The organism is Novosphingobium sp. DS6-6, assembly GCF_057784975.1.
In genome coordinates this window covers 103,164-129,965 of the sequence record NZ_JBYNTS010000004.1, presented here as the reverse complement: position 1 = coordinate 129,965, position 26,802 = coordinate 103,164, and the positions used below count along the sequence as shown (strand labels likewise).

The following is a 26,802-nucleotide window of genomic DNA, read 5'->3' as shown; positions in this document are numbered from 1 at the left end:
GCGGATAGAGGAGAGAATTACATGGAAACCATCCGCATCGACGTCGATGCTGAAGGCGTCGCGGTACTGACCATCGATGTCCCCGGGCAGACGATGAATGTCATCGGCGCCGCTTTCTTTGCCGATCTGGAACGGCTGATCGACCGCATCAAGAGCGACGAGGGCATCAAGGGCGCGGTCATCGCATCGGGCAAGACCACCGGCTTCATGGCCGGGATGGACCTGCGCTATCTGCCCGCGATGCTCATGGACGGGGAACGGCGGCTGACCGATCCGCGCGACATCTTCGACCGGGTCTACGTTCTCAATGCGCTGCTGCGGCGGATCGAGACGGTGGGCAAACCGGTTGCCTGCGCGATCGAGGGAACCTGCGTGGGCGGCGGCTTCGAACTGGCGCTGGCCTGTCACCGTCGCTTCGTGGGCGACAGCGCCGCCACGCGGCTGGGGCTGCCGGAAATCCTTGTCGGCCTGTTCCCCGGTGGCGGCGGCTCGCAACGCCTGCCCCGCATGATCGGCGTGAAGCGCGCGCTGGACTATATGCTGGCCGGAAAGCTGTTCGGCCCCGCGGAAGGCGAAAAGCTGGGCGTGATCGACGTGGTTCCGCAAGGGACTGCAGTATCGGCAGCGCGGGACTGGGTTCTTGCCAATCCCGAAAGCTTCATGCAGCCATGGGATGTCAAGGGCTTCAAGGTTCCCGGTGGTGCCGGTGGCTTCAGCCCCGAATTCGCGCAGATCATGACGGCGGCGCTGCCGCTGACGCTCAGGCAGACGCAGCGCAACATGAATGCGCCGATCGCGCTGCTTTCGGCGCTTTACGAAGGCATCACGCTGCCGATGGACAAGGCCCTGCGGCTGGAAAGCAAATATTTCGCCAAGGTCGTTGCCGATCCGCAGGCAAGCAACATGATCCGCACGCTGTTCGTCAACAAGCAGGCGGCCGAGCGTGGCGCGCGCCGCCCCAAGGACGAGCCGAAGGCGCCGACGAAGAAGCTGGCCATGCTGGGCGCGGGCATGATGGGCGCCGGGATCACCAGCGTGGCAGCGCAGGCCGGCATCGAAGTGGTGCTGTTCGATCGTGACCTCGCTTATGCCGAAAGGGGCAAGGCGCACGTCGAAGGCGTGCTCAGGAAGCGTCTGGGCAAGGGCGTCACCCCTGAGAAAATGGCCGAAACGCTCGACCGGATCACGCCGACCACCGACTATGCCGCGCTGGCCGGCGCCGACTTCGTGATCGAAGCGGTGTTCGAAGACATGGGCATCAAGGCCGAAGTGACCAAGCAGGTCGAAGCGGTGCTGGGCGCGGATACGATCTTCGGGTCGAACACCTCCACCTTGCCGATCACCAAGCTGGCACAGGCCTGGAGCAAGCCCGAGAATTTCATCGGCGTTCACTTCTTCTCTCCGGTGGAGAAGATGCCGCTGGTGGAAATCATCCTGGGCGAAAAGACCGGGCCGGCGGCAATCGCCAAAGCGCTCGATTTCGTGGCGCAGATCAGGAAGACGCCGATCGTCGTCCATGACAGCCGCGGCTTCTACACGTCGCGCTGCTTCGCATCCTATGTCAACGAAGGGGCGGAACTGGTTGGCGAAGGCATCAATCCCGCGCTGATCGAAAACGCCGGCAAGCAGCTCGGCATGCCGGTCGGCCCGCTGGCGGTAAGCGACGAGGTATCGATCGAGCTGGGCTATATGGTGATGGCCGCGGCCCGCAAGGAACTGGGCGATGCCTATGTCGCCGAAGCGTCGGATGCGGTGACCACCAGGATGTACGAGCTCGGCCGCTATGGCCGCAAGAACCGCAAGGGCTGGTACGATTATCCCGAAAGCGGCCCCAAGTTGCTGTGGGACGGGATCAAGGACGTGTTCCCGCCCGCCGCGTCGCAGCCCGATGTCGATGCGGTGAAGGAACGGCTGCTGTTCCGTCAACTGGTGGAATGCGCACGCTGCCTGGAAGAGGGCGTGCTGCAGAATCCGGAAGATGGCGATATCGGTGCGATTTTCGGCTGGGGCTTCGCGTCATGGACCGGTGGGCCGTTCAGCCATATGGACACGCTCGGCATTCAGAACGTGGTCGATACGTTGAACCGGCTGGCCGCCGCGCATGGAGCGCGGTTTGCGCCGACCAGGCAATTGGTCGAAATGGCGACGGCGAACAAGACGTTCATCGGCTGATCGACTGCCCGGCCGGCCGTCCCGCAGAAAGGCGGGGCGGCCGGCCGGGGTTGCAGCGGCGATGCCTTAGCCGGGGGTGCCGATCAGCATTTCCCGGCGGGCACTTTCGCTCATAGGCTGCTGCGAGCGCCGGCTTGCGGTCCACAGCAGGAAGCTTACCGCGCTCCAGACGAAAATGGTCATCCATTCGGGCGGGATGCGACCGGGTGCGCTGAACCAGGGCTGCACAAGCGCAAGCAGGCAGATGATCGCCGAACACACGATCGCCGCATAGACTACAGGCACGCCGCCCGGCGCGACAAAGCCCGGGACCGCCTCCCTGTCCGACCGCCGCAAGCGCAGTAGGGCAAGGCAAGTGACGAAGTAGGTCAGCCCGAATGCCGACGAGGCAATGTTGACCAGCGGCTGGATGAACCCGCGCCCCAGCAGCAAGCCCAGGATAGTGGCCAGCGTGATGACGGTAAGCGCCCAGATCGGCGCTCCCTTGCTGCTCAAGCCCGATAGCCACGTCGGCGCGAGTTGCGCCCGCCCGAGTGCAAAAAGGACCCGTGACCCGGCCATCAGCAGCGCGTTCCAGGCGGTGAGATTGCCGAGCAGCGCTGTCAGAAGAACCAGCTTGGTGACGACAGGGCTGCCCATGGCAATGGCGAAGGCATCGGCGGCCGGCATCGGCAGACCGACCATGACCGCACGGGGGACAAGCGCGCTGATCGCCAGGACCAGCCCGATGTAGAACACGCCGGCGGCAACGATCGCGGCGATCAGGGCATAGCCGACCTGCTTCATCGAATGGGCCGCTTCTTCGCTGGCCGTGGCCACCACGTTGAAGCCTCCGTACCAGAACGGGGCCATCGCCGCGACGCCGAGAATGGCGGAAAGTTTCGCCCCCGATGTTTCACCGGGCACCAGTGGCAGCAGGTTTGCCGGCTGGGCATAGACCAGGGCAACGGCAAAGAAACCGACGATCAGCGAAAGCCTGATCACTGTCACCCAGTTCTGGGCAGCAGCAGTCGTGCGGGTGCCGATGGCATTGAGAGCCCAGAGAAACAGGCAGATCCCGCCGCCTGCCAGAAGCGACCCGGCATGCACGTCGCTATCGAGCACGCGATAGAGCACCGGGCCGGTCGAGGCGGGAAACAGCAGGCTGATCAGTTGCCCGATGGAAATCGCCTCGAACGCGCAGGTGGAGGTATAGATCAGGGCAAGCGTCGCCCCGGTGGCAAAGGTGGTGGGCGAACCGCCGAGTTCGAACGCATAGACCAGTTCGCCGCCGGCCGTCGGCCGCCGGGCGGCCATTTCGGCATAGCAGAAAGCGATGATCAGGACCGCCGCGCCGCCTACCGCCAGAGCGATGGCGGTCCCCCCCGGCCCGGCGATCCTGACCGCTTCGCCGAAGATGACGATCCATGCCACCCCGACGACGCAACCGAAAGCCATGGAAAAATACTGGATGGCCGACATCGATCGGCCAAGTTTGGGGCGCACGGACAGGGCTGCATCGGTCACTGTTCAGGCCTTCCGGTTAAGATGAGCATCGCTGTGATTGTAGCACCCCCTTTTTGGCACGCGGCGATGGTTTCCGCAAAGCGCCGGTCGGCCTGATCTGTTGGAAGAGGGGTAATTTCGTGATCGTGTCAGACATTGCCTTTGCGGGAGTCGCAAAGAACCCGAACGTTGCCGTCGCGCCCGCCACAGGCGAGCGCGAAGGACATCCTCAAAACGACTTGCTTACCGAAATACCATAGGTACGTGGTTGTGCGATAACACCCCATGCGTTGGTTCGTCCCGAAATGGTCGAATTGGTCGTCGCGGACAGGATGGCCCGCTCATCGGTCACGTTGTTGACCCGAAATGCGAGTTCGAATTTGTCGGCCAAGCTGAACGCTGCTCGCAGATCGACAATCGCATATGACGGCATGACTGCTTGAACGTTCACCGGGTCAGGATCGTTAGCGAAGTAATTGGCGCGCGAAGAGATGTAGCGGGCCACGGCGCCCAACTGCAGTTTATTCGAACTGCCCAGATCGATCATGTAATCGATGCTGCCGTTGAGCGCCCACCGTGGCGTATATGTCAAGCGATCGCCTTTTTCGCCCCCGAGACCGGGAGCATCCCTGTCCAGGCGAGCATTTGTAAAGCCACCGCCGAACCCGAGCGAGAGCGCGGGGACCGGTCGGTAGTGGATGTCGAAGTCGAACCCTCGGCTGCTAGCTTTGGCGGCGTTGGTGATGATCGAACGCCTGAGCGTTTGCCCATTAACGACAACGGCAACAGTTGTAGTAAGCTGGACATCGGTCCAGTTAATATAGAAAGCGCTGGCGTCGAATGAGAGTGCGCCATTCAATGCGGTGGCCTTCAAGCCGGCTTCGTAGTTCCTTGTCGTATCCGGCTTGAAAGAGCTCGGCAGACCATTGAGGGCATTCGATACCTGCGGACCACCGGGGCGATACCCACTGGCTGTCTTCAGGTAAACAAGCGTGTTAGGATCAACCTTGTACTGTATCGAGGCAAGATAGGTTGTCGCATGTTCGCTTGACGGCCTGCTCGTGGTCCCTCCACTGACAAGCAATCCCGATCGAATGTAGGTGAAGTTTTGGCGATTTTCAGCATAGCGGATTCCGCCAGTCACACTCAGTTGATCGGTCAAGTGGTAGGTCGCGTTGGCGAACCCTGCCGCTTCTTTGTACTTCGTCACGCCGCGAAAGGTGTATAGATTGTCGAACGGTGGGCTTGCCGGCGCCCGTGTTGCGCGGTCAATGCCACTGATATCAAAGTTCCATGTGTTTTCTTGGTGTGTATAAAAGAACCCAGCCATCCACTCGAATTTCTGCCCGGTAGGTGACGCGAGCCGAAGTTCCTGCGTTATGTTATCGAGCGAAAGCTGTGTTGAGTAAGGATATAGATTGTCGGGATATTCAGGCGGCGGTGCACCGATATTGCTAGTAGCGTCCAAAACCTGATCAGTGCTGTAATGTCCATAGCTTGTAATGCTAGTAAGCGTAGCCGGTCCGAAGTCATAGGTCAATTTGGCGCTATAAACCTGATACTTCAGAAGGTCTCTTGGTTGAAACGCCGCTTCGGCTGTAGCGCGATCCCCCACTATGGGCTTGAGTGTGGTGCTATTAAGATCCACAATATTGGCGCCATTGGACTTCGTGCGCTGATACAGAGCTAGAAGTTCAGCAGTGAATTGTTCGGTGGGTTTGTACAAGACCGACATGCGGCCGCCGTAAGCGTCAGCAGTATTCATATTGCGACGAAAATTACCCGGCGATCGGTTGTCGATAAATCCAGGGTCCCGCCGCGCCGAGCCTACGACACGGACTGCAAGTGTGTCGCTGACAGGGATGTTGACCATGCCATTGGCCATCCAGCCGGCGCCGCCTTTGTCCACGACACTGCTGTCGAGCATGAATGCCGCTTCGGCTTTGGCAAAGTTCGGGCTTGCGTAAACGGTCTTGATCAGACCGCCCAACGTGCTTGCGCCATACAGGGTACCTTGAGGTCCTTTGAGCACTTCGACGCGGGCAATATCAAAGGTGTTGGGATCAGCCACAAATACACCGCCGCTCGCCAAGCCACCCGCAGAGCCGAACGGCACATCGTTGATATAAGTCCCGACCGACGCGTTCGTTTGCGAAGCACCGGTGCCAATACCGCGAATGGTCACGATAGCCCGGCCCGCCTGTCCGCTAGGGACAGCCGATAGACCCGGAATCTTGTCGAAATACTGACTGAACTGCGCCGCGCCAGACTGCAGCAAGGCCTCACCGGTAATCACCGAGATTGCTGCGGGAACATCGAACAGGCGCTCTTCGCGCTTGTTGGCGGTGACCACGATCTCGTTGAGCGGGCTGGCGTTGTCGTTGTTGTCGGCAGCCGTGCTGTTTGCGGTGGCGGTGCCTTGGCCCTGAGCACAGGCCGGAAAAGCGATCGCCAGCGAAAGAGCTGCGGCGCCGATGCCCCAATACGCGCTTCTCATGATTTGTAACCTCCCCTAAGTTCGAACGCACACGAACATACACATGTGTATCGAGTCAATGGAGGAGAAACCCGGCAAACCGCTTTTTTTGACGTGCAGTGGCGAATTGGGCACAGGTACGCCGATACGCCGCTGCATTCCGCAAAATGCGCAGCGACCGGTGCTGCTTGGTCGTGCTGACGATGGACGCCGTGCAACCTGGCCACGCCGCGCAGTAATCGTGATATGATGGAACCGGCACCTCAAACAGAGCGTGGATACGAATATCCAGACCCTGTTCGAGGTGCCAGTCGAGGCACGCTTGCGATTAGAACTTCACGCCGGCGCTGAATGTCACAGTCCGGGGACGGATTACCGTCGCCTGCGCTGTCGTTGCGCTGAACACGTTCGAGTTCGTATATCCCAGTGTGTTGAAGACGTTTTCGGCCCGAACCTGCAAAGTGAATTTGCCGTATTCTATGCCGGTCCGTAGATCGACGGTTTGGAAGCTCGGCAGCTTCACACCCGAATTCAAAGCATAGTCGCTGATCATGTCCGACTGGAAGCGGAGTGTTGCCCCAGCCGTGAAATCGACCGAGCCGGAAATCGGCGTCTTGTAGTCCGTGAGTGCGGCTACTGTCCAACTCGGGGTAAGAGGCAGTCGATCGCCGGTTCGTGCGCCGATGGTTGCCGTAATATTGGAGGGCACACTTAACAATTTCGTATCCGTATGTCCGACCGAGGTAACGACGGTCAGCTCGCGGGAAGGCCGCATCGTGATCGCGGCTTCAAAGCCATTCACGCGCGCCTTGCCTGCATTGCCCTGCAGGATCAGTCTGCCGAAGAGCGTCGGCAACTGAATATCTTCCCAGTCGATCCTGTAGACCGATGCGTCGATCGACAAAGTCCCGTCGAGAAACGTGCCCTTGATCCCCGCTTCATAGTTCCACAGCGTATCCGGGCGAACTTCCTTCTGGGCATCCTCGGGCGGGTTGGGGTTGGTTTGCGGGCCGCCGGGGCGATAGCCGCTTGCCGCGCGCAGGAACGTGCTGATATTCGAGGTCGGCCGCCAGCGCAGCGTGGCGAGATAGGTTGTAGCCGTGTCCGACGATCTAAAGGGAATCTCTCGACGCGAGGCGCCGAATACCACGGCCGGTTGCCCATCGACCGGGGCGCCGGTGGTCGAAACATCCCGCCCATTGGCAACGCGGATGCCGCCGGTGATGTCCAACTGGTCGCTGAGATAGAACGTCAGGTTGCCGAAGCCGGCCAGTTCCCTGAAATCGGACAGGGTGGCCGTGCGGATCAGATCGCCAAGGGTGGCCTTGGTCGCAGGATCGGAAAGCCGGATCGTGGTGGGATACGTCGATTTCTCTTGCGTGAAGAACACGCCCGCGATGAATTCGAACGCCCCCAGCCGTTCAGACGTCAGGCGGCTTTCCACCGTGAACTTGTCGTTGTTGGGGCTAGTGTTGGCTGTTGCCAAAGGTCCGGTCGTATAGTCGTCGGTGACATAGGCTGCCGTCGCATCCTGGTTGATCGACGTCTTGATCGTCGAATAGCTGACGGTCGTCAGCCAGTTCAGCCGGCCCAGTTCATAGTTGATCGTACCGCTCACCAGACGGTAATCGATCTTGGAGGCAAGATCGGCCGCGATGTTGGTCTTGTAACGTCCGTAAAGCGGCGTGTTCGTGCCAACCGCATTGTCCTGCGTGGCGAAACCGGTGGTCCTGATCGCCTGAAGGAAGCCAACGAGATCGATCGTCAACTTTTCGGTAGGCGTTGCGCGCAGAGCCAAGCGGCCGCCATAGACCTCGCCATCGTTGACGTTGTCACGGCCCGTGTAGATATTGTCGATGAACCCGCCGGATTTACGGTAACCACCGCTGGCGCGAATTGCGAGTTTGTCGGTGATAAGCGGCACGTTCACCGATCCGCGCAGCAAGTAGCTGGGGTCGCCGCCAGAGGTCGTCGACACTTCGCCGCGAACCGCACCGTCTATTCTGGTCGAGTCGGGCGATTTCGACACGACCTTGACGAGGCCGCCGAGGCTCGTCGCACCGTAAAGCGTGCCTTGCGGTCCTTTGAGCACTTCGATCCGCTCGACATCGCCAAGATCGGGGCTGGGCGTCAGGGCGCCGGACACGGCAAGGAAGCCGCTCGACGAAAACGGCGCTTCATCGAGATAGAATGCCGTCGTGTTGGTGGTTTGCTGCGAACTGGTGTTGAGACCGCGAAGAATGATCGTTCCCTGCCCGATGCTGCCGCCGTCGCGCTGGCTCAGCCCGGGTACGAGACTGGCGTAATCGCGGAAATCCTGCACGCCGATCCGCGCGATCGTGTCGCTGGAAATGGCGGTGATCGCTGCGGGAACGTCCTTCAGCCGCTCCGCACGCTTGCTTGCCGTCACCACGATTTCTTCCGGCGGTGCGGAAGCGCCCGCGTCTGCTTGTGCCTGGGCGAAAGCGGTATTGGCGCAGAATGCGACAGCCGCGCCGCTGACCGCCGCCATCAATCTTGTTCGAATAACGAAGCTCATTGTTTTGCCTCCCTTTACCCCATGGACGCGTGAGCGGTTCGCTTTATCGGGCCATGTCTATCTGTATCGACAAAAGATGAGCATACAGGGGTGTATCTGTCAAGGCTCGCCAACCGATCCGGCAAAAGACAGCGGCGAGATGTGAAAATGGTTATCCCGGTGCTCGCAATCGCCATTGCCAAACGGGATTGCCAGGCTGGCAGTACCCGGATGACAGTCATTGAACGTAGGTGGCGGTCGGTCTTGCGCATTTCATATGTCCGGTTCTGCGCGTGATGGCAGCAATCCATACATGCATGTATCGGACGAGATCAAAGCGCCGATGTCGGCAATGGAACGGGACGGGCGCGCCCGGCTGGGCGACCTGGGCAAGAGGCAGGCTGGCGTCTGCTCACAAACACCAGCCTGCCATCCCGGTTTGCCATGTCGGCAGCCCTTCAGGGCGCCATCGCCGCTTCCGGCAGATCGACCGTGACGCGCTTGTCGGCCTGGCCCGATGAGGCGCCGACCGAAAATTCGTACGTTCCCCTGGCGACGCGCCACGTCTTTGCGGCCGCGTCGTATTTCGCCAGGATGCGGGGATCGACGTCGAACGTGACGGTCCTGGCCTCTCCGGCCTGCAGAGGTACCGAAGCGAAGCCTGCCAGCTTCAACGTCCGTTGCCCGGCCGCGCTGGTCAGGTAGACCTGCGGCACCGCCCGGCCCGGTGTCTGGCCGGTATTGCGGACCACGGCCGAAAGCTTCAGCGGCTTGGTCGATACCACCGCTGGCGCGGCGAAATCGAACGTGGTGTAGGACAGGCCATGGCCGAACGGATAGAGCGGCGAAGCGCCCGTGCGCGCGAGCCAGCGATAACCGACGTCCGCGCCTTCCTTGTAGGTCACGCTGACCGGCTTGAAGAACGCCGTTCCCAGATTCGGCAGTTCGGGGAAGGGAAGCTGGTCCTGGCTGCGATAGAGGGAGAAGGGCAGATGGCCCGACGGGTTGGTTCCGCCGGTCAGGATTTCGGCGATTGCCTTGCCGCCTTCCTGCCCGGGGAAGCCGGCCCAGACGATGCCTTTGACTTTGTCGGCCCATGGCATGAGCACCGGATTGCCCGATTGCACGACCACGACGACGTTGGGATTGGCGGCAGCCACGGCTTCGACCAGTTCGTCCTGGCCCAGGGGCAGGCGCATGTCGGTCGAATCCCGGGTTTCGGTTTCGTGCCGCCAGACGAAAACGATAGCCACATCGGCATTGCGGGCCGCCAGCGCGGCGTCCTTGGCCTGGGTGCCGGGATCATAGGTGATCATCGCCAGCGGCAGCTTTTCGCGCAGGCCGGCGACCGGCGACGACGGCAGGAACGTCGGGTTGCGAACGGCTTCATAACCCTGCTCGTCGAACGCCGGCATGACGAACAGCTTGCCGTTGGTGGGCGTCACTTCCGACGATCCCGAACCGCGCAGCACGCCCCGATCGGCAAATCCGCCGAACGCGGCAAACGTACCGTCCGTTTTCACGAGGGGAAGAATCCCGCCCTCGTTCTTGAGCAGGACGATGCCGCGGCGGGCGGTGTCGAGTGCGGCCTGGGCCCCTGGCGCGGGATCGAACGTTTCCACCCGGGTGGCGGGAAAGCGGTCGAGTCCGATGCGGAACTGGGTCCGCACGATCCGCAAGGCCATGTCGCGCAACCGTGCCTTGCTCGTCTGCCCCTTGGCCACGCGCTGGCGCAATGCATCGCCGAACCACGGCTCTGAATCTATTTCCGCGCCCGATTCCTGATCGAGGCCGGCATCGGCGAATGCCGCGCTTTTCGTGGCGCCCCAATCGGACATGACCCATCCATCAAACGCCCACTGCTTTTTGAGCACGGTACCGAGCAGCCACGGGTTGTTGCAGGTCGGCGCGCCGTTGAGCGCGTTGTAGCTGCACATGACCGCGCCTGGCTGTCCCTGCTCGATCGCGATCTGGAAGCCCAGCAGCTCGGACTCGCGCAAGGCGCCTTCGTCGATCCGGGCATCGAGCGTGTTCTGGTTCACCTGTGTGGAATTCAAGGCGAAATGCTTGGCGACGGCAACGACGTGCTGGCTTTGGATGCCGCGAATCATGGCGCCGCCCATCAACCCGGTCAGCAGCGGATCTTCGCTGAAGTACTCGAAATTCCGGCCGTTGCGCGGCTCGCGCAACTGGTTGAGGCCAGGGCCGAGAACCACGTTGTACCCCTTGCGATGCGCTTCGCTGCCCAGGGCCGCACCGGCCTTTTCGGCAAGCGCGGGATCGAAGCTTGCAGCAAGCAGCAGCGTCGATGGAAAGGCGGTAGCGGTATCGCCCGGGCGCATCTTGTCCCGCAGATTGCCGATGCCCAGCATGGCGTCGGTTTCCCACAAGGGCGAAACGCCAAGGCGCTCGACACCGGCGACGAAGCCGGCGGAACTTCTCGCTCCGGCCGGCGGCGGGACGCCTGGAAGACCGCCGAGAATGCTAAGATCGATGCCGACATGACCGAGCGTCAGCGTCAGCATCTCGTCAGTCGTCATCCGGGCGACGACGCCGTTCGCGCGGCTTTCGACAGAGGCTTCCGCGTTGGGTTTTTCCCGCGATGCCGCGTCGTCCGCCCAGGCGATCTGGGCGGTACAGGCTGTGGCAAGCATGAGCGTGATTGAAGGCCAGCGGCGCATGTTCATACTCCTCTCGGTTCTTTGTAATTGCCTCCAGCTTAGCGCGGCAGGTTCAAAAATGAAATGGTATTGCATCAGCACTTGTATTGCACTAAGCCGAGCGCCTGAAGGCATAAGGCTGAGCGGGGATGATGGTTGAAATGGAACGCAGAGGATTTCTGATGGGAACGGCAGCTGTAGGAGCCACGGCGATGACGCAAGCCACATCTCTTGTTCCGACGGCCGCCGCTGCTGCGGAAGGCCCCACGCTCACCGCGGCCCAGCGCCTCGCTTTTGTTCACCCAGAACTGCGTGAACAGACGGCGAATTTCCTGCCTCTGCTCGAATCAATTCCGCCGCTCAGCGACGAAGTGCTGCCGATGATGCGCGAAATGGCCAACCCGCTGGCCAAACCGCTCGAGGCAACGCCGGCCGTTGCCGATACGACCATACCCGGCCTGGAAAAAGATCCCGCGATCAAGGTCTTTACGATCAATGCGGCAAAGGGCGCCAAGCGCCCCGCGGTGCTTTATCTGCATGGCGGTGGTTATGTCGCCGGAAAGGCGGAGGGCGATCTGTCCGACGTCCAGGTTCTGGCGCGGGAGCTCGATTGCTGCATCGTCGTTCCCGATTACCGGCTGGCGCCGGAAACGCGTTTCCCGGGCGCGGTGCGCGATGCCTATGCAGCGCTGCAATGGATGCGCGGCAATGCCGCGGAAATCGGGATCGATCCCGCCCGCATTGCCGTGATGGGGCGTAGCGCCGGCGGCGGACTTGCTGCAATGCTGACTGACATGGTGCGCCGGTCCGGGCGACCTGACATCCTGTTCCAGGTGCTGCTCTATCCGATGCTGGACGACCGCACCGGCAGCACCAGGGCGGCCCCCGTGCATATGGACGGCATCATGTGGAGCAGCGCGCAGAACCGGTTCGGGTGGCGTTCGCTGCTGGGCGTGGAGCCGGGCTCCGCCACGGTCCCCCAGGGCGCGGTGCCGGCGCGTTTCGAAAGCCTCAAGGGGCTGCCGCCCGCATGGATCGGCGTGGGTGCGATCGACCTGTTCTTCGACGAGGACATGGATTACGCCCAGCGTCTGGCCGATACCGGCGTCTGGACGGAAATCAACGTCGTTCCAGGTTCGTGGCATGCCTTCGACATGGCATTGCCCGACCTGCGCATCAGCAAGGCGTTCCGCCACAGCTATACCGAAGCCTTGCGGTTCGCGTTTTCGGGGCAGCTGTCGCAATCCAAAAGTTAAATGTCGCAATCCAAAAATTAAACTGTTCCCTGGTGGAGATGGAGAAGATTATGCGTAACATCGTTGCTGCGGCGCTGGCTGCCGTTTCGCTGAGCATGGCGGGTGTCGCTCAAGCGCAGGACATGTCGGTCATGATGGACATGCAGAAGAACTGCATGCCCGATGCCAAGAAGTTCTGCTCTCAGCAGATGTCGAAGCCCGAACTGATGATGCAGTGCCTGGTGGACAACCAGCCCAACCTCGCTCCGACCTGCCAGGCATCGACCGCTCGCATGGCCAAGGCGGTAGGTCTGAAGCCGAAGGCGCCCCAGCGCTGATTTGACCGACTATTCCGGCGGCCGCGTCCTTGCTCGCGCGGCCGCCACTGCATTCCATCGGGGGTGAGTGATAATGTCCGAAAAAATGTCCGGCAATGAATACATCGCCCGGTGGATCAAGGCCAACGGCGGTACTCATTTCTTCTACGTGCCGGTTCTTTTCCCCGATGCCATGATGCATATGACGGCGCTTGGCCTGACGCCGTGCAACGTGCATAGCGAAAAATCCGCCGCCTACATGGCCGATGGCTATGCGCGGATCGCCAAGAAGCCCGGCTATTGCGGCGCCCAGGCCATCGGCGGCAGCAATCTTGCTGCCGGCCTGCGCGAACCGCTGATGGCGTTCAGCCCGGTGATCGCTTTCACAGGCGGCACTTCGCCCGAATTGCGCTATAAATCGCGTTACCAGGACATCGATGACATTCCGACCTTCGCGTCCTTGACCAAATGGACCGGCGTCGTCGAGCGTGTCGATCGCCTGCCCGACCTGCTCGACCAGGCCTATCGCCGCGCGATGACGGGGCGGCCCGGACCGGTTCACCTGCAAATTCCGGTGTTCTGGGGCGGGATGGCGGTCGGCGAATTCGAAACCACGAGCCCTGACGATTCCTCGTCGCGCCGGGTCGAACTGTCGCGCAGCATGCCCTCGCCCGAAGCGCTGAACGTTGCCGTCGAGCGGATCCGCGCGGCAAAGCGGCCGATCATCGTCGTCGGCACCGGGGCCGTGCAATCGGGTGCGCGCCACGTCGTGCAGGGCTTCGTGCTGACCACCAATATTCCTTTCGTCGCCGGAACGGGCGCCAAGGCCGTGGCGGTGGACGACAGCCCGCTCTATGCCGGTGTCGTTGGCGATTACTCCCAGGAATGCGCCAACATCGCGGTGTCGGAAGCCGACCTCGTCATTTTCGTCGGCAGCAATACGGGCAGCATGGTCACCCGCAACTGGACCGTTCCCGCCCCGTCCGCGCGCGTCATCCAGATCGATGTCGATCCCACGCATGTCGGCCGCAACTATCCCGACACGGTGCCGTTGATCGGCGATGCCGGCCTGTCGCTGCGCGTTCTGCGCGATGCCCTGGGCGAGTATTCAACCGACGAAAGCTGGCAAGCCCGGATCAAGGCCCTGCGGGCGGACTACGAGGCGCGGCAGGCACCGATCGAGGCGGACGATGCCGTGCCCATGCGGCCCGAGCGCCTGTGCAAGGAAGTTTCCGATGCCTTGCCGGAAGATGGCATTCTGGTGGTCGATACCGGCCATGCCGGCGGCTGGCTGGCCCGGCACTTGCGCTTCAAGCACGAGGAACAGGAAGTGATCCGCGCGGCGGGCTCGCTTGGCTGGTCGTTCCCGGCAAGCCTTGGGGCCAAGGCGGCTGCGCCCGATCGCCCGGTCGTATGCTTTACCGGCGATGGCGGCATTCTCTATCACCTGACCGAGCTGGAAACGGCGATGCGCTATGGCTTGAACACCGTTACGGTGATCAACAACAACAGCTCCCTCAACCAGGAAAAGTTCATCTGGGGCGATGCCCCGGAGCATGCGCACCACTGGAAGTTCGCCAACATCGATTATGCCGACGTCGCCAAGGGTTTTGGCGCATGGAGCGCGCGGATCGACAATCCGGCCGATCTTCCCGATGCCCTGCGTGCCGCGCTCGCCAGCGGCCGCCCGGCGGTGATCGACGCGCGGACCGACGAGCGGATCGTCGTGCCCAAGTCATGGGGTCCGGGCGAGGGCGGTCCTTATGGCGATGCCGGCGCAAACTGATCAGGGCGGGTGAGATGGTAGAGCAATCGTCTGCACAAGCTGATTTTCATCCCAGCTTTCACGCGCGTTACAAGCCGGACCATCCGGCTTTGATACTCGCCGAAAGCGGGCAGAGCGTCAGCTATGCAGAGTTGGAAAGACGTTCCAACCGGATTGCTCACTTCTTCCGGGCGCAGGGGCTGGAGCGCGGGGATCCCGTTGCCATTTTCCTCGAAAACCATCCCCGCTACCTGGAATTGGTGTGGGGCGCGCAGCGTGCCGGGTTGATCTTCGTCGCCGTTTCCTCGAGGCTTTCGGCGGCTGAACTCGACTATATCCTGCAGGACAGCGGCGCAAAGCTGATCGTGTCTTCGCAGTTTGGCGCCGCCCTGCTGAAATCGGTTTCCGCGAACGTGCCACAATGGCTTTTCGATGATCGGACGGGAACCGGCGGAAACCTGGACGCCGCGCTGGATCAGTATCCGACCACTCCGATTGCCGACGAGTGCCCGGGCATCGACATGCCCTATTCGTCGGGCACCACCGGCCGCCCGAAAGGCATTCGCCGGCCCCTGCCGGACGTTCAGGTTCTGGGCGTGCCCGATACGCTGATAAAGCTGGCCAAGGGCTATTACGGTTTCGGGCCGGACACGGTCTATCTCAGTCCGTCGCCGATGTATCACGCCGCCCCGCTGCGCTGGTCGATGACCGTTCAGGCGATGGGCGGAACGGTCATTCTGATCGACAAGTTCGATCCGGCAAAAGCCCTGGCCACCATCGAAAAGTACAAGGTGACGCACAGCCAGTGGGTGCCCACCCATTTCGTCCGCCTGCTGAAGCTTCCGCCGGAACAGCGCAACGCGTTCGATCTGTCGTCGCACAAGCTTGCGATCCATGCCGCGGCGCCCTGCCCGGTGGAAATCAAGCGCGCGATGCTGGAATGGTGGGGACCCATCATTCACGAATACTATTCCTCTTCGGAAGGCGTCGGGTTCACGGCTGTCACGCCGGAAGCATGGCAGAGCAAGCCCGGCACGGTGGGCCGGCCGCTTCATGGCATCGTTCACATCGTCGGTGACGACGGCGAGGAAGTTCCGGTGGGCGAGGACGGGCTGATCTATTTCGAAACGACCACGCCGGTCGTCTATCACAACGATCCCGAAAAAACCGCATCCGCTCATAACGAGCGCGGCTGGATGACACTGGACGATATCGGCCATCTCGACGAGGACGGTTATCTCTACCTTACCGACCGGCGCAGTTTCATGATCATCAGCGGCGGGGTGAACATCTATCCGCAGGAGATCGAGAACCGGCTGGTGATCCACCCGAAAGTGGCCGATGCCGCGGTTATCGGCGTGCCTGACGAGGAAATGGGCGAAAAAGTGTTCGCGGTCGTGCAGCCGGCAGCCGACGTTGCGCCAGGCACCGATCTGGCGGCCGAACTCGATGCCTGGTGCCGAGCCGAGCTTTCCGGGATCAAAGTGCCGCGCGGCTATGATTTCGTCACGGAGCTGCCGCGCGAACCGACCGGCAAGCTTCTCAAAGGTCTTTTGCGTCAACGCTACCGAACGAAAGTCAGCACCTGACAAGGCGTTGCGCCGATCGGGGTGCGGATTGCAAGTATTGGTATGTCTGGAGCATTCCTCTCAATGCTCGCCGGACATGACTTGGGCCAAGGGCGTCGGCCCTTGGCCCTTTTTGATGCCGGGATGTTCGGGTGCGGGCCAAAGATGGCGGTCGTTCCCGGCAGGTTTCGGCGGATCGGGAGTCGATGAGCATGACGGATTATAGGTGGATAGACGCCGGGCTCACCTCGCCCGAGTTTTGCTCGTCGGAGCAATTCCTCGATGCGTTGGCGCTGTTGCGTGCCAATGATCCCGTGCATTGGACACAGGGCAATTCGGCACGGCCGTTCTGGTCGGTCACGACCTATGCGGGCTGTCGCGCCGTGCTCGACAATGCCGATGCGTTCAGCTCTCGCCGGGGCGGCTTTATGCCGCTCAGTGCCGAAGACCCCACGCCCGAGCAGGAGCGGATGATGGGCGTCGGGTTCATTCCCACCCATGTGGACCCGCCCGAACACATGCGCGTCAGAAAGCCGATGAGCGGCTATTTCAGCCCGAGCGCGGCGGCGCGGTATCGTGAAGCGATTGACGAAGTCGTTTCCGCGATCATGGCCTCGATCAAGGCCCGTGGCCATGCCGATCTTGTCGGGGAAGTGGCCCAGGAACTGCCCGCCCGGTTCGTATGCAGCCTTCTGGGGGTGCCGCAAAGCGATCATGCGCATGTCGCCCGCCTGACGCGGGGCGTGATGAGTGCGGAAGACCCCGAGTACCAGATCGACGGTGATCCGGTGAAAACCCGGCGTCATTACCAGACAGAGCTGTTTCGCTATGCCGCGCAGCATACGGTCTCGCGGCGGGGCAAGCCGGCGGACGACCTTGCTGGCCTGATCGCCAATACCGAACTGCCCGAGGGCGAGCAACTGACCGACCTGCATCTGGGCTGGTGGACGTTCGCGCTTTTCGTGGGCGGCCTTGAAACCACGCGCAGCGTGATCGCCCTGGGGACGAAAGCACTGATCGAATGGCCTGACCAGCTTGCGCTGCTGCGCGCCGAACCGCAGATCGCCCCTTCGGCAGTGGAGGAACTGCTGCGCTGGGTCTCGCCTTCGCGACAGAAGTTCCGCATCGCCACGCGTGACGTGGAGGTTGAAGGCAAGACCATCAAGGAAGGGGACTGGGTGGTGTGCTGGCTGACGTCGGCCAATCGCGATCCGCTGGTTTTCGAGGAACCGGAAAGGCTGCAACTGACGCGCAAGCCCAACGCCCATCTCAGCTTCGGCAGCGGGGAGCACCGCTGCATGGGGCAGAATTTCGCCAGGCTCGAGCTGCAATCGATGTTTCGCGCGATTGCCTGCGAACTATCCGACCTGCAACTGGCTGGCGACCCAGTGGTCGAACCTTCGACGTTCGCCAACAGCCTGGCGAGCATGCCGGTGCGCTTCAGCATGGCCTGATACTGTCTTCGCCGGACGGTGCCTTGATAAAAAGCGGGCGTGGCGGGGGATAACCCCGCCACGCCCGCTTGTTTTCAGTATCAGGGCTTGCCGGGTTCTGTCGCATCGCGTTTCGTGACGCAGCAAAACCCGGCGGCGGTTTTCCTCAGAACTTGGCCGAGCCGCGGAAGCCCCAGGTGCGGGGCTGGCCTGGCGTTGCCGAGCCGACCGAACCCGAGGTGCCGGACTGGATACCGTTCACTTCGACATTGTTTTCGATGTTGTTGATGAACGCGCCGACCGAAAAGCGATTGTCAGACCACGTATAGTCCACCAAGGCATCCGACTTGAAGAACGACGGCTGCCGGAAGATGACGCCCGTGGAGTAGTCATAGACGTTATAGCGGTCGGAGAAACGGGTTCCCGCCGCGAACGAGATATCCCCGCCAAACAGCGGCCGGGTGTGCCGCAGTCGGACGTTGGCGGTGAATTCCGGCGCACGCTCGAGCGACAATCCCCGGAAGTTGCGGCCGGTCGGCACCGGCTGATAATCGCCCAGCTTGGTATTGAGATACGTCAAGCCGGTCGTGAACGTGGTGCGCGGGTCGATCCGCCACAGGCTTTCCAGCTCGACACCGGTGTTCTTGGCCGTTGCCGCATTTTCGAACTGTGCGGTCGCCAAGGCATTGCTGGGGGTGCGCAGCAGCTGCAGGTTGGAATAGTCGTAATGGAAAACCGTCAGCTGATAGCCCAGGCCGAGCGAAGGAAATTGCCCCTTGAGGCCGCCTTCGTACGAGGTGATGGTTTCCGGGCGATAATAGAACGTGGCCGGGTTGGCGGGCCGCTGGCATGTCAGCCCGTTGCTGCCGACCGATCCGGCGGTGCAGCCATCATTGTAACCGCCGGCCTTGTAACCGGTGGAAACGTTGAAGAACGCCAGCGTCTGGGCGTTGACGTCATAATCAAGCCCTGCGCGCCACGTCACGCGGTCGAACTTGACTCTCGCCTTGTTGAGAAATGGTACGCTGTTATCGCCCCAGCTATAGATATCGAGACCTTCTCGCGACTTGATATCCTGCGTGTAGCGAATCCCCAGGGTCAGCCGCAGCGCATCGATCAGGGAATAGGTTCCCTGCGAGAATGCCGCCCAGGAATCGGCCTTGGCATTGCGCCTTAGCGTCCAGTCCAGCGTCTCCCCGGGCTGAAGCGTTATGCCCAGAGTCTGCCCGAGTATCGATGAGAGCACGCCAAAGTTGGTCGGGCCATCGGTGCGGTTGCGCTCGTTGAAATAGAAGAGACCAGCCTGGATCTTGAGCTTGTCCGAACCTTCGTAGGCAACCCGCACTTCCTGAGAATTCTGCTGGAACGTATTGTTTGCGCGGCTGCTCAGCGGGATGTCGAACAGGTTGAAGGCCTGCTGACCGCCGGCGTAGTACCGCCGGTAGCTGCCGAGATGCGTGACGGTGAAATCACCCAGCGTCCACGTCGTTTCCGCACGGATACCCCAAGCGTTGTCGTCGCGCCGCAAATCGAAAGGCAGCGCGAAAGGCATCGTCAGCTGGGCATCGGCCCCCCGGTTGACGTAAGTGGGCTTGGTGGAGTCCAGCGATCCCACGAGAGGATTGAAACTGGGGGTCTGAGAAGCCGGGAAATTGTAGAAATTCCGCTGGCTGACGAAATCGTACCGGCCGCCGCCGAACTTCGAATAGTCGGCGCTCAGGACGATCTTGAGATTGTCCGTGGCCTGGTAGCGTGCCGTGCCGCGGACCGAAACGTTGTCGTTGTACTTGGGCAGGTTGCGCGGCGTGAACGACGGCTGGCCGAAAACCTGCTGAACAAGCTGCTGGCTGGACGACAACGGACCTTCGCGAAGGAAGGAATCGCGTGCGTCGTAAAGCGCGGCCACGCGAAAGGCGAGCTTCTCGTTGACGGGAACGTTGACGAAGCCCTCGACATTGACGGTGCTGTAGTTTCCGACCGTTGCGCGGACGCCTGCTTCGGATTTGTCTGTCGGCTGCTTCGTCACGAAATTGATGACGCCGGCGGTCGTGTTGCGGCCGAACAGCGTGCCTTGCGGGCCACGCAGAACTTCGGTCCGCTCCAGGTCGAACAGGCCGCTATCGAGAAACTGCGCGCGCGCGATCGGTACGCCATCGAAAAGAAAGCCGACCGAAGCATCCCCTTTCTCGGTGATATCCTGGCTGCTCACCCCGCGGATCGTGGCCTGGATCAGGCCTGCGTTCGTGCGGTTGATGAAAAGGTTCGGAACTTCCTGGGAAAGCTGCGTCGGGTTGGTGATGCCGCGCGCGGCCAGTTGCTCGTTGTTGAGAACGGTAACGGCGGCAGGGGTTTTCAGAAGCTGGGTCTCGCGGCGCAGGGCCGTGACGATGATGGCAAAATCATCGTTTGTCGCTGGCGCGGCCGCCGAATGCGCGGTCGTGTCGGTCTGCGCCGGGCTGGTGGCGGGCGCGGCCTCCTGCGCCATTGCCGGAACGGTCAGCGCCAGGCTTGACACGGACACGGCAATCAAACTGGACCGGGATAGTCTCACAGGCATTTTTTCCTCCCCAAGGGCACCGACGCTTACGGCCGGAGTGGTACAAAATGCCAAATCCAATCCCTTTGCGCAAGCACTAGAACTGGGTATGCAACATCATTGCGCGAGAAAGCGGCTTTGTCGCAACAACCGCCACGAGGAAAAAAGGCATGCTCAAGAAGATCGACAACATCCTGACGCCCGAAGCACTGGCCGCGCTGCGGGCGATGGGTCATGGCGATACCCTGGTCCTGTGCGATTCGAATTTTCCGGCGGACTCGGTCGCCGCGCACACGGTGGTGGGCGAACCGATCCGCACCAATGCGCCATCGTGCGCGCGCCTCGCCTATGCCATCGCCGATCTCATGCCGCTCGACACATTCGTTCCCAATCCGCTTGTCCGCATGGAGATCGTCGGGAGCCCGGCGGAAATTCCGCCCGTGCAGCAGGAAGTGCTCGAAGCCGTGCGGCGGGCACAGCCCGACTGCCCCGATTACGGCAGCGAAGAGCGGCTCGCGTTCTATGAACAGGCGAAAAAGGCCTATGCCGTGTTTTCGACACTCGAGCGCCGCTTTTACGGTTGCTTCCTGCTCACCAAGGGGGTGATCGGTCCGGACGAATAACCCGCGCCGGCGTATTGAATCGCTTTGCCCCGTGGGGCGGCGAATCCGCACTGGCGCCGCCGAGCCGACGTCAGCGGCGAATCAGGTCACGGCATGGCCTGTCAGGTGCGGCACGGCACGTGCCTGTACGTTCTCGGGATAGCTGTCGGCGCCTGGCGGAGGTGCCGGTCTGATGCCCGCCTCGATCGGAAAATTGGCTTGTTTTCCAATATCCGAGCCAATGACGGCGGATTTCCACCAGGGCCGCAGCTCCCTCATCGGCCGCGAACTTGCAATCAAATGCAGGAATATTGCAAAAGCAGTAGAAATGCATAAAAGGCATGAGCCCCTTGGGAATCCATGTGGATCGGATGCCGAGCAAGGTAGAGGAGTTGTGGCATGAATATATCTGACAGCACGTCCAACCGGTGGACCGGCAAATGGATCTGGGATCGCGGTCCGCTGCGTGGCAAGCTCCGCCAGGTCATCGCGGCCAAGAAGGCTTTCGAGCTCGACGACGTGCCGGGCCAGGTTCCGGCGCGCATCTTTGCCGATGCGCTCTACGTGCTTTACGTGAACGGTGTCGAAGTGAGCCGTGGCCCCGGCCGCGCCAATCCGCGTTCGCGGCGTTACGACGCCCTCGACCTTGCCCCCTGGCTGAAGCCCGGTTCCAACGTCGTTACCGTTCTGGCGGCGATCAACGCCAAGGAATGCCGCAACTGGATGCCGGCGCCGGTGATCGTGTCCGACCTCGGCGGCGGCGTGCTCGTCTTCGAAGCGAACCTGGGCAAGGCGGGCATTCTCGCCACCGACGAATCCTGGCTGACGACGACGATCGAGGGCTGGAGCCTCAGCGAGCCGACCGGCATCGTTTCCCAGCGCGGCAAGGAACTGGTGGATCTCGGTGCGATTCCCGCAGATCTGCATGCGCTCGAAAGCAATCCCGACGTATGGCGCGCGCCCCGCGTCAAAATCGGCGTCGGCATGGGCGACCGTGAGAGCGTTCGGCCGCCGTCCTATCCGTTCGGTCCCACGCTGCCTTCGATGCTGTCGCCGCTGGTCGTCACCGAGCGGGCGCTGGCGCCCCACGGCGATGATCAATGGCGCCTGCCCAGCGTCGGTTCCGGCACGCTGGTGTTCGACATTTCGGGCGAAGGCGGCGAGGAAATCGTGGTCGAAACCGCCGAAGTTATCGAGAAGGACGGATCGCTGCGGCCGTTCCATGAGGAGATCGGCCTGGAACTGGTCGCGCCCTCGGGCCGTCGCCAGGTGGAAACGCTCGACCTGTTCGGCCTTCAGGCCGTCCGTTTCGAAAAGCCCGATACCGTCACTATCCACGGCGTTACCCTGCGCGAACGGACCTATCCGCTGGCCGGCAACGGCACGTTCAAGTCCAGCGATGCGTTTCTGGATCAGCTCTACGCCGCCGGCCGTCGCACCGTGACCCTGTGTTCGATCGATGCCTATATCGACAACCCCACCCGCGAAGGCCGCGCCTGGACGGGCGATGCCGTCGTTCACCAGATGGTGGATTTCGCGTCGAACGGCGACTGGGGGCTGGCACGCTGGAACCCCAAGCTGGGCGGCCTGTCGACCACGCCGGACGGTATGGTGCCCGGCGCCGTGGCCGGTGACGGCGAATATGGCCAGTACGGCGTGATCACCGACTGGTCGCTCCACTGGGTCCACTCGGTGTGGAACATCCACCGCTATACCGGAAACGTCGACGAGGTTGCGGATCTGCTGCCCGAAGTCGAGCGTATCATCCGCTGGTTCGACCAGTTCATCAATCCCAAGACCCTGCTGCCGACGGATGTCTATGGCTGGACCCTGGTCGACTGGGCCTGGGTGGCGACCAACGGCGCGTCTGCCGTGCTCACCGGCCTGCTGGGCCGCGCATGCCGCGATCTGGCCGAAATGGCGCGGTTCGTCGGTGACTATGGCCGGGCGGAACGCGCGGAAAAGCGCCATGAAAGCCTGCGCCAGGCGTTCGAACGGTTCTGGGACGCGGACCGCGCCCGCTATGCCGATACGATCGTGAACGACGCTTTCGGGCCGACCGCTTCGATCCACAGCCAGGCGATTGCCGTGGCCGCCGGCTTTGCCCCGGAAGACCGCTGGGACAGGCTGGTCGAGCTGATGTCGGACAAGTCGCTCCACGTGCATGCCACTCTGTCGGTTCCCGATGGCGATCCGGGCATGGACGGTGCGCAGGTTCTCCCCGGCGCCGAAATGATGCTGCCCGAACTGCCGCCGGCGTGGTGGGATGCCGACAGCAAGATCGTGATGGCACAGCCGTTCTTCCGTTACGTCGTCCACGATGCACTGGCGGCGGTAGGCAAGGCCGAACTCATTTTCGACTCGTTGAAGGACTGGTCGCACCTTCTCGACCGCTGCCCCACCTCGTTCGGCGAGACCTTCTGGAGCGGAAGTCTGGCGCAGGGCTGGTCGTCCACACCCGTGCGCGACCTGATCACGTACATCGCCGGCATTACGCCGGCCGAGCCGGGCTTTGCCAAAGCGGCGATCGCACCGGTGCCCGGGCATCTTTCGTGGTTTGAAGCCGTTGCGCCGACCCCGCACGGGGAAATCGCCGTACGCTTCGAAAACGGCGCGTACAAAGTGAACAGCCCGGTACCCTTTGCGTTCAACGGCAAGGACTATCCGGCGGGCGAGCACGCTGTGAACGGCTGATCGCTGCGTTGCAGGCATGACACGCAGATGCGGTCCGACCCCGGAAGGGTCGGGCCGCATCGTCGTTCAGGGTACCGCGTTCTGCATCCGCTGCAGCGTGGCGCGGAGCTGGCGCCTGGCTTGGGCGATATCGCGGGCCGAGGACCCGCTTGCCACCAGTCTGAAGCAGATGCCGGCGAACTGTGCCTGCATCTGCAGGGCGTCGCGGCCGCGCGGACGAAGTCCCGCCTGCTCCAGCCGCCGCAACCAGGCTTCGTGCTGATCCCGCACGGCATCCCAGACAGTGGGAACCAGCTCGTCACGGCGCGCCGCTTCCAGCCAGAACGAAAAGTTTGCCAGGTTGTGGAGCGCAAACTGCGTCACTTCGCGGCGCAGGATCATGGCGGTAAGGTTGGCAAGGCCGACGGTGTCGCGGATCGTGGCGCCACTTAGCATGGACCGGAACCGTTCCTTCGAATCGCTGAACAACGCCGACTGCACGTGCCGCAGCAGATCGGCGATTTTGGGAAAATGATAATAGGGCGCGCTTTTGCTCAGGCCGCTGCGGGTGGCCACGGTACGATACCCGACATTCTGCGGGCCTTCTTCCACGAAACAGTTCATGGCCGCATCTATGATCACGCGCCGGGTCTGCTCGGCCTTGCTCGTGCGCGCTGCACTCTCCCCGGCCGGCGGGTGCTCCGGCCGCCTGTGCCAATGCCTGCCCCAGATCTCCAGCGGGTCGCCGCCGTTGCGTAGAACGCTCAGCACTTCCTGCTTGCCGAGGCGCAGCCCGATAACCATCAGCATCATGCCGTTTGCTTCGTCCACGGCGGTTTGCGCGGTTTGCGCGGGATGGTCGAAACCGCAGACCTGGGCGATCTCGGTCCATATGCCCATCAGTTCGGCAAACCATTTGCGCGCGCGCGCGGCCGCCCGCTGGTTGCGGCCGCCGTGCAGCATGAGTTCGAGCCAGGCAATCGTGCCTTCGCGATGCTCCGACGTGGCCGCACCCACGATGGAGCTGGTCAGCAAGGCGAAGCGCATCTGATCGTGCGTTTCCTCGCGCAGCCGCGTTCGCAGCGCGTCGAAATCGGCGATGTAATCTTGCAGGATGGATGCCGAAACCTGATCGACCAGGTCTTCCTTGCTGCTGAAGTGATATGTGAGCGAGGCAAGGGGAATGTTGCCCTGTGTGGCGACGGCGCGATGGGTGAAGCGGGCGATGCCGTATGCGGCAAGTGCCTTTCGCGCTGCCGCAATGATCCGGGCCTTGGTGGCACTTTCCGACACGCTCTTCTTGTCGTTTGCCGCCTTCAATGCCCCGCTCCCTTTCCGGATTTCGGCGTGCAGCGCCGTTTCACCGTCGGGCTACCGCGCTACCGATACCCGGTGCGCGGCGTCAAGGGCGGTTCTGCCGCATTGTTTGCAGTGCGTCATGGCCGGCGCGGGTCCGCAGTGTCTTGACACACTGCCAAAGACTGTATTTGGTAAATTGTACCATTCCTTCCATTCATCGCCGAGCGTACTTTGAACAGGGGGATGGGCTGCATGCGATTTAGCTGCCGGAGCTTGAAATGACCCCAACGATACTACGGCGAGAGGATATTGCTTTTTTGCTCGATGACTGGCTGAAAGCCGACGGCTTGCTCGATCAGCCCCGGTTCTCCTCCCACAGCCGGGAAACCTTCGACGGATTTCTGGAGCTGTCTGAAAACCTGGCGCACGACGTGTTCCTGCCTTGTTACAAGGCGGCCGACGAGCGCGAACCCAAGCTTGTCGATGGCAAGGTCGAGGTGCTTCCGCAACTGGCCGAGGCGCTTCACCAATACGCCGAGCTGGGCCTGTTTTCGGCCAGCTTTCCCCAGACCCTGGGCGGCGCCGAACTGCCGTTCCTGGTATCCACGGCCGGCCTCGCCTGGTTTGCGGCCGCCAATTTCTCGGCCACCGCCTATACGATGCTCACCATCGCCAATGCCCGCCTGATCGCGGCATTCGGTACCGAGGCGCAGATCAACGCTTTCGCGCAACCGCAGATCGAAGGCCGCTGGTTCGGCACGATGTGCCTGTCCGAACCGCAGGCCGGATCGAGCCTGGCCGACGTGGCGACGAAAGCCGTGGCCGACGGCACCGACGATCTGGGCGACCGGTACCGGCTTTACGGAAACAAGATGTGGATTTCGGGCGGCTCTCACGGCATTGCCGGAAACATCATTCACCTCGTGCTGGCCAAAGTGCCCGATGCCGAGGGCAAATTGCCCCAGGGCACGTCCGGCCTGTCACTGTTCATCGTCCCCACGTTTCTGCTCGACGGCCGGCCCAACGATGTCGTGGTGGCGGGTCTGAACCACAAGATGGGCAACCGCGGTACCGCTAACTGCCTGCTCAATTTCGGCGAGCGCGAGGGCGCGATCGGTTGGCGGGTCGGAAAGGAAGGCGACGGGCTGCGCCAGATGTTCATGATGATGAACGAGGCGAGGATTTCCGTCGGCCTTTGCGCCGCCGCCATTGCCGCGCGCAGCTATTACCTTGCGCTCGATTATGCCAAGACGCGTGTCCAGGGCCGTCATGACGCCGGCGGCGCACCGGTACCGATCATCGAGCATGCCGATGTCAGGGCAATGCTGCTGGCGCAGAAGTGCTATGCGGAAGGGTCGATGGCGCTGTGCTTCTATGGGGCGGCGCTGGTCGATCGGGAAGAGGAAGACCCCGAGGCGGCCGAACTGCTCGCGCTGCTGATTCCCGTGATCAAGACCTGGCCATCCGAATTCGGCCTGAAAGCGAACGACATCGCCATCCAGATCCATGGCGGTTACGGCTATACGCGCGATTTCGACGTCGAACAGCTCTATCGCGACAACCGCCTCAATCCGATCCACGAAGGGACGACCGGCATCCAGGGCCTCGATCTGCTGGGGCGCAAGATCCTGCGGTCGGACAAGGGGTGGGCCCTGCTGCGCGCGCGTATTGCGGCGACGATCGAACGGGCGCAGGGCGATGCCGGCCTCCAGCCCCTGGCGGCCCGCCTGGCTGGCGTGGTCGGCGAGGTCGAAGCCGCGATCGGCGCGATCAAGGGCATGGACCGCAGCAAGGCGCTGGCCAATGCGACGTCGTTCCTGTTCGCCTTTGGCCATCTGGTCATGGCCTGGATCTGGCTCGATCTGGCCGTCGCCGCGACGGCGCGCGAAACCGGGGGCGGATCCGATGATCTCGCCGAAGGCAAGCGCGTGGCCTGCAAGTATTTCTATGCCTACGAGGTTCCGCGGATAAAAGCCTGGCTTGCCTGCATCACGGAAGACGAATGCGTGCTCGACGCGGCGCACACGGTATTCTGAATGCAGTCGCAGGGAGCCCGGCATGAC

General features: G+C 62.2%; 16 protein-coding genes. 9 read left to right on the top strand and 7 right to left on the bottom strand.

The genetic code is table 11. The features are described from left to right. The first annotated feature begins 21 nt into the window (after nt 1-21). A complete protein-coding gene (locus AC3EDY_RS06495; RefSeq protein ID WP_488571666.1) occupies nt 22-2,172 on the top strand; it encodes a 3-hydroxyacyl-CoA dehydrogenase NAD-binding domain-containing protein in 2,151 nt (716 codons plus the stop codon). 66 nt (nt 2,173-2,238) lie between these two features. Here AC3EDY_RS06495 and AC3EDY_RS06490 read toward each other — a convergent pair whose 3' ends face one another. From AC3EDY_RS06490 to AC3EDY_RS06475, 4 genes are all read right to left on the bottom strand, one after another. Then, the gene (locus AC3EDY_RS06490; RefSeq protein WP_488571665.1) at nt 2,239-3,678 is read right to left on the bottom strand and encodes an APC family permease; all 1,440 of its coding nucleotides are present in this window, start codon (nt 3,676-3,678) and stop codon (nt 2,239-2,241) included. Nucleotides 3,679-3,886: 208 nt separating this feature from the next. Next, complete coding sequence (locus tag AC3EDY_RS06485) at nt 3,887-6,154, bottom strand: TonB-dependent receptor (protein WP_488571664.1); 2,268 nt, start codon at nt 6,152-6,154, stop codon at nt 3,887-3,889. Between the two features lie 307 nt (nt 6,155-6,461). Then, complete coding sequence (locus tag AC3EDY_RS06480; RefSeq protein WP_488571663.1) at nt 6,462-8,672, bottom strand: TonB-dependent receptor; 2,211 nt, start codon at nt 8,670-8,672, stop codon at nt 6,462-6,464. Nucleotides 8,673-9,109: 437 nt separating this feature from the next. Next, a complete protein-coding gene (locus AC3EDY_RS06475; protein ID WP_488571662.1) occupies nt 9,110-11,332 on the bottom strand; it encodes a beta-glucosidase family protein in 2,223 nt (740 codons plus the stop codon). A gap of 191 nt (nt 11,333-11,523) precedes the next feature. Between AC3EDY_RS06475 and AC3EDY_RS06470 the strand changes: the two genes are divergently transcribed. From AC3EDY_RS06470 to AC3EDY_RS06450, 5 genes are all read left to right on the top strand, one after another. Next, nucleotides 11,524-12,567, top strand: coding sequence for an alpha/beta hydrolase (locus AC3EDY_RS06470; protein ID WP_488571661.1), 1,044 nt, complete (start codon nt 11,524-11,526; stop codon nt 12,565-12,567). Between the two features lie 50 nt (nt 12,568-12,617). Beyond that, complete coding sequence (locus AC3EDY_RS06465) at nt 12,618-12,884, top strand: hypothetical protein (RefSeq protein ID WP_488571660.1); 267 nt, start codon at nt 12,618-12,620, stop codon at nt 12,882-12,884. A gap of 85 nt (nt 12,885-12,969) precedes the next feature. Further along, entirely contained in the window at nt 12,970-14,649 is a 1,680-nt protein-coding gene (locus tag AC3EDY_RS06460) for a thiamine pyrophosphate-binding protein (protein ID WP_488571659.1), read from the top strand. 14 nt (nt 14,650-14,663) lie between these two features. Beyond that, complete coding sequence (locus tag AC3EDY_RS06455; protein WP_488571658.1) at nt 14,664-16,217, top strand: acyl-CoA synthetase; 1,554 nt, start codon at nt 14,664-14,666, stop codon at nt 16,215-16,217. 191 nt (nt 16,218-16,408) lie between these two features. Further along, the gene (locus tag AC3EDY_RS06450; RefSeq protein ID WP_488571657.1) at nt 16,409-17,650 is read left to right on the top strand and encodes a cytochrome P450; all 1,242 of its coding nucleotides are present in this window, start codon (nt 16,409-16,411) and stop codon (nt 17,648-17,650) included. Between the two features lie 145 nt (nt 17,651-17,795). Here AC3EDY_RS06450 and AC3EDY_RS06445 read toward each other — a convergent pair whose 3' ends face one another. Further along, nucleotides 17,796-20,150 carry a TonB-dependent receptor gene (locus AC3EDY_RS06445; protein WP_488571656.1) on the bottom strand — a complete coding sequence of 785 codons (2,355 nt, stop codon included), beginning with the start codon at nt 20,148-20,150 and terminating at the stop codon, nt 17,796-17,798. A gap of 185 nt (nt 20,151-20,335) precedes the next feature. On the opposite strand from AC3EDY_RS06445, the gene AC3EDY_RS06440 reads away from it, so the two are divergent. Next, a complete protein-coding gene (locus tag AC3EDY_RS06440) occupies nt 20,336-20,788 on the top strand; it encodes an RbsD/FucU family protein (RefSeq protein WP_488571655.1) in 453 nt (150 codons plus the stop codon). Nucleotides 20,789-20,869: 81 nt separating this feature from the next. Here AC3EDY_RS06440 and AC3EDY_RS06435 read toward each other — a convergent pair whose 3' ends face one another. Continuing rightward, entirely contained in the window at nt 20,870-21,046 is a 177-nt protein-coding gene (locus AC3EDY_RS06435) for a hypothetical protein (protein ID WP_488571654.1), read from the bottom strand. A gap of 120 nt (nt 21,047-21,166) precedes the next feature. Between AC3EDY_RS06435 and AC3EDY_RS06430 the strand changes: the two genes are divergently transcribed. Further along, nucleotides 21,167-23,461 (top strand): alpha-L-rhamnosidase-related protein, encoded by a 2,295-nt coding sequence (locus AC3EDY_RS06430; protein WP_488571653.1) that lies wholly within the window; start codon nt 21,167-21,169, stop codon nt 23,459-23,461. Nucleotides 23,462-23,527: 66 nt separating this feature from the next. On the opposite strand, the gene AC3EDY_RS06425 is transcribed toward AC3EDY_RS06430, so the two are convergent. Further along, a complete protein-coding gene (locus AC3EDY_RS06425; protein WP_488571652.1) occupies nt 23,528-24,760 on the bottom strand; it encodes a TetR/AcrR family transcriptional regulator in 1,233 nt (410 codons plus the stop codon). Between the two features lie 296 nt (nt 24,761-25,056). On the opposite strand from AC3EDY_RS06425, the gene AC3EDY_RS06420 reads away from it, so the two are divergent. After that, entirely contained in the window at nt 25,057-26,775 is a 1,719-nt protein-coding gene (locus AC3EDY_RS06420; RefSeq protein ID WP_488571651.1) for an acyl-CoA dehydrogenase family protein, read from the top strand. Nucleotides 26,776-26,802 lie beyond the last annotated feature (27 nt).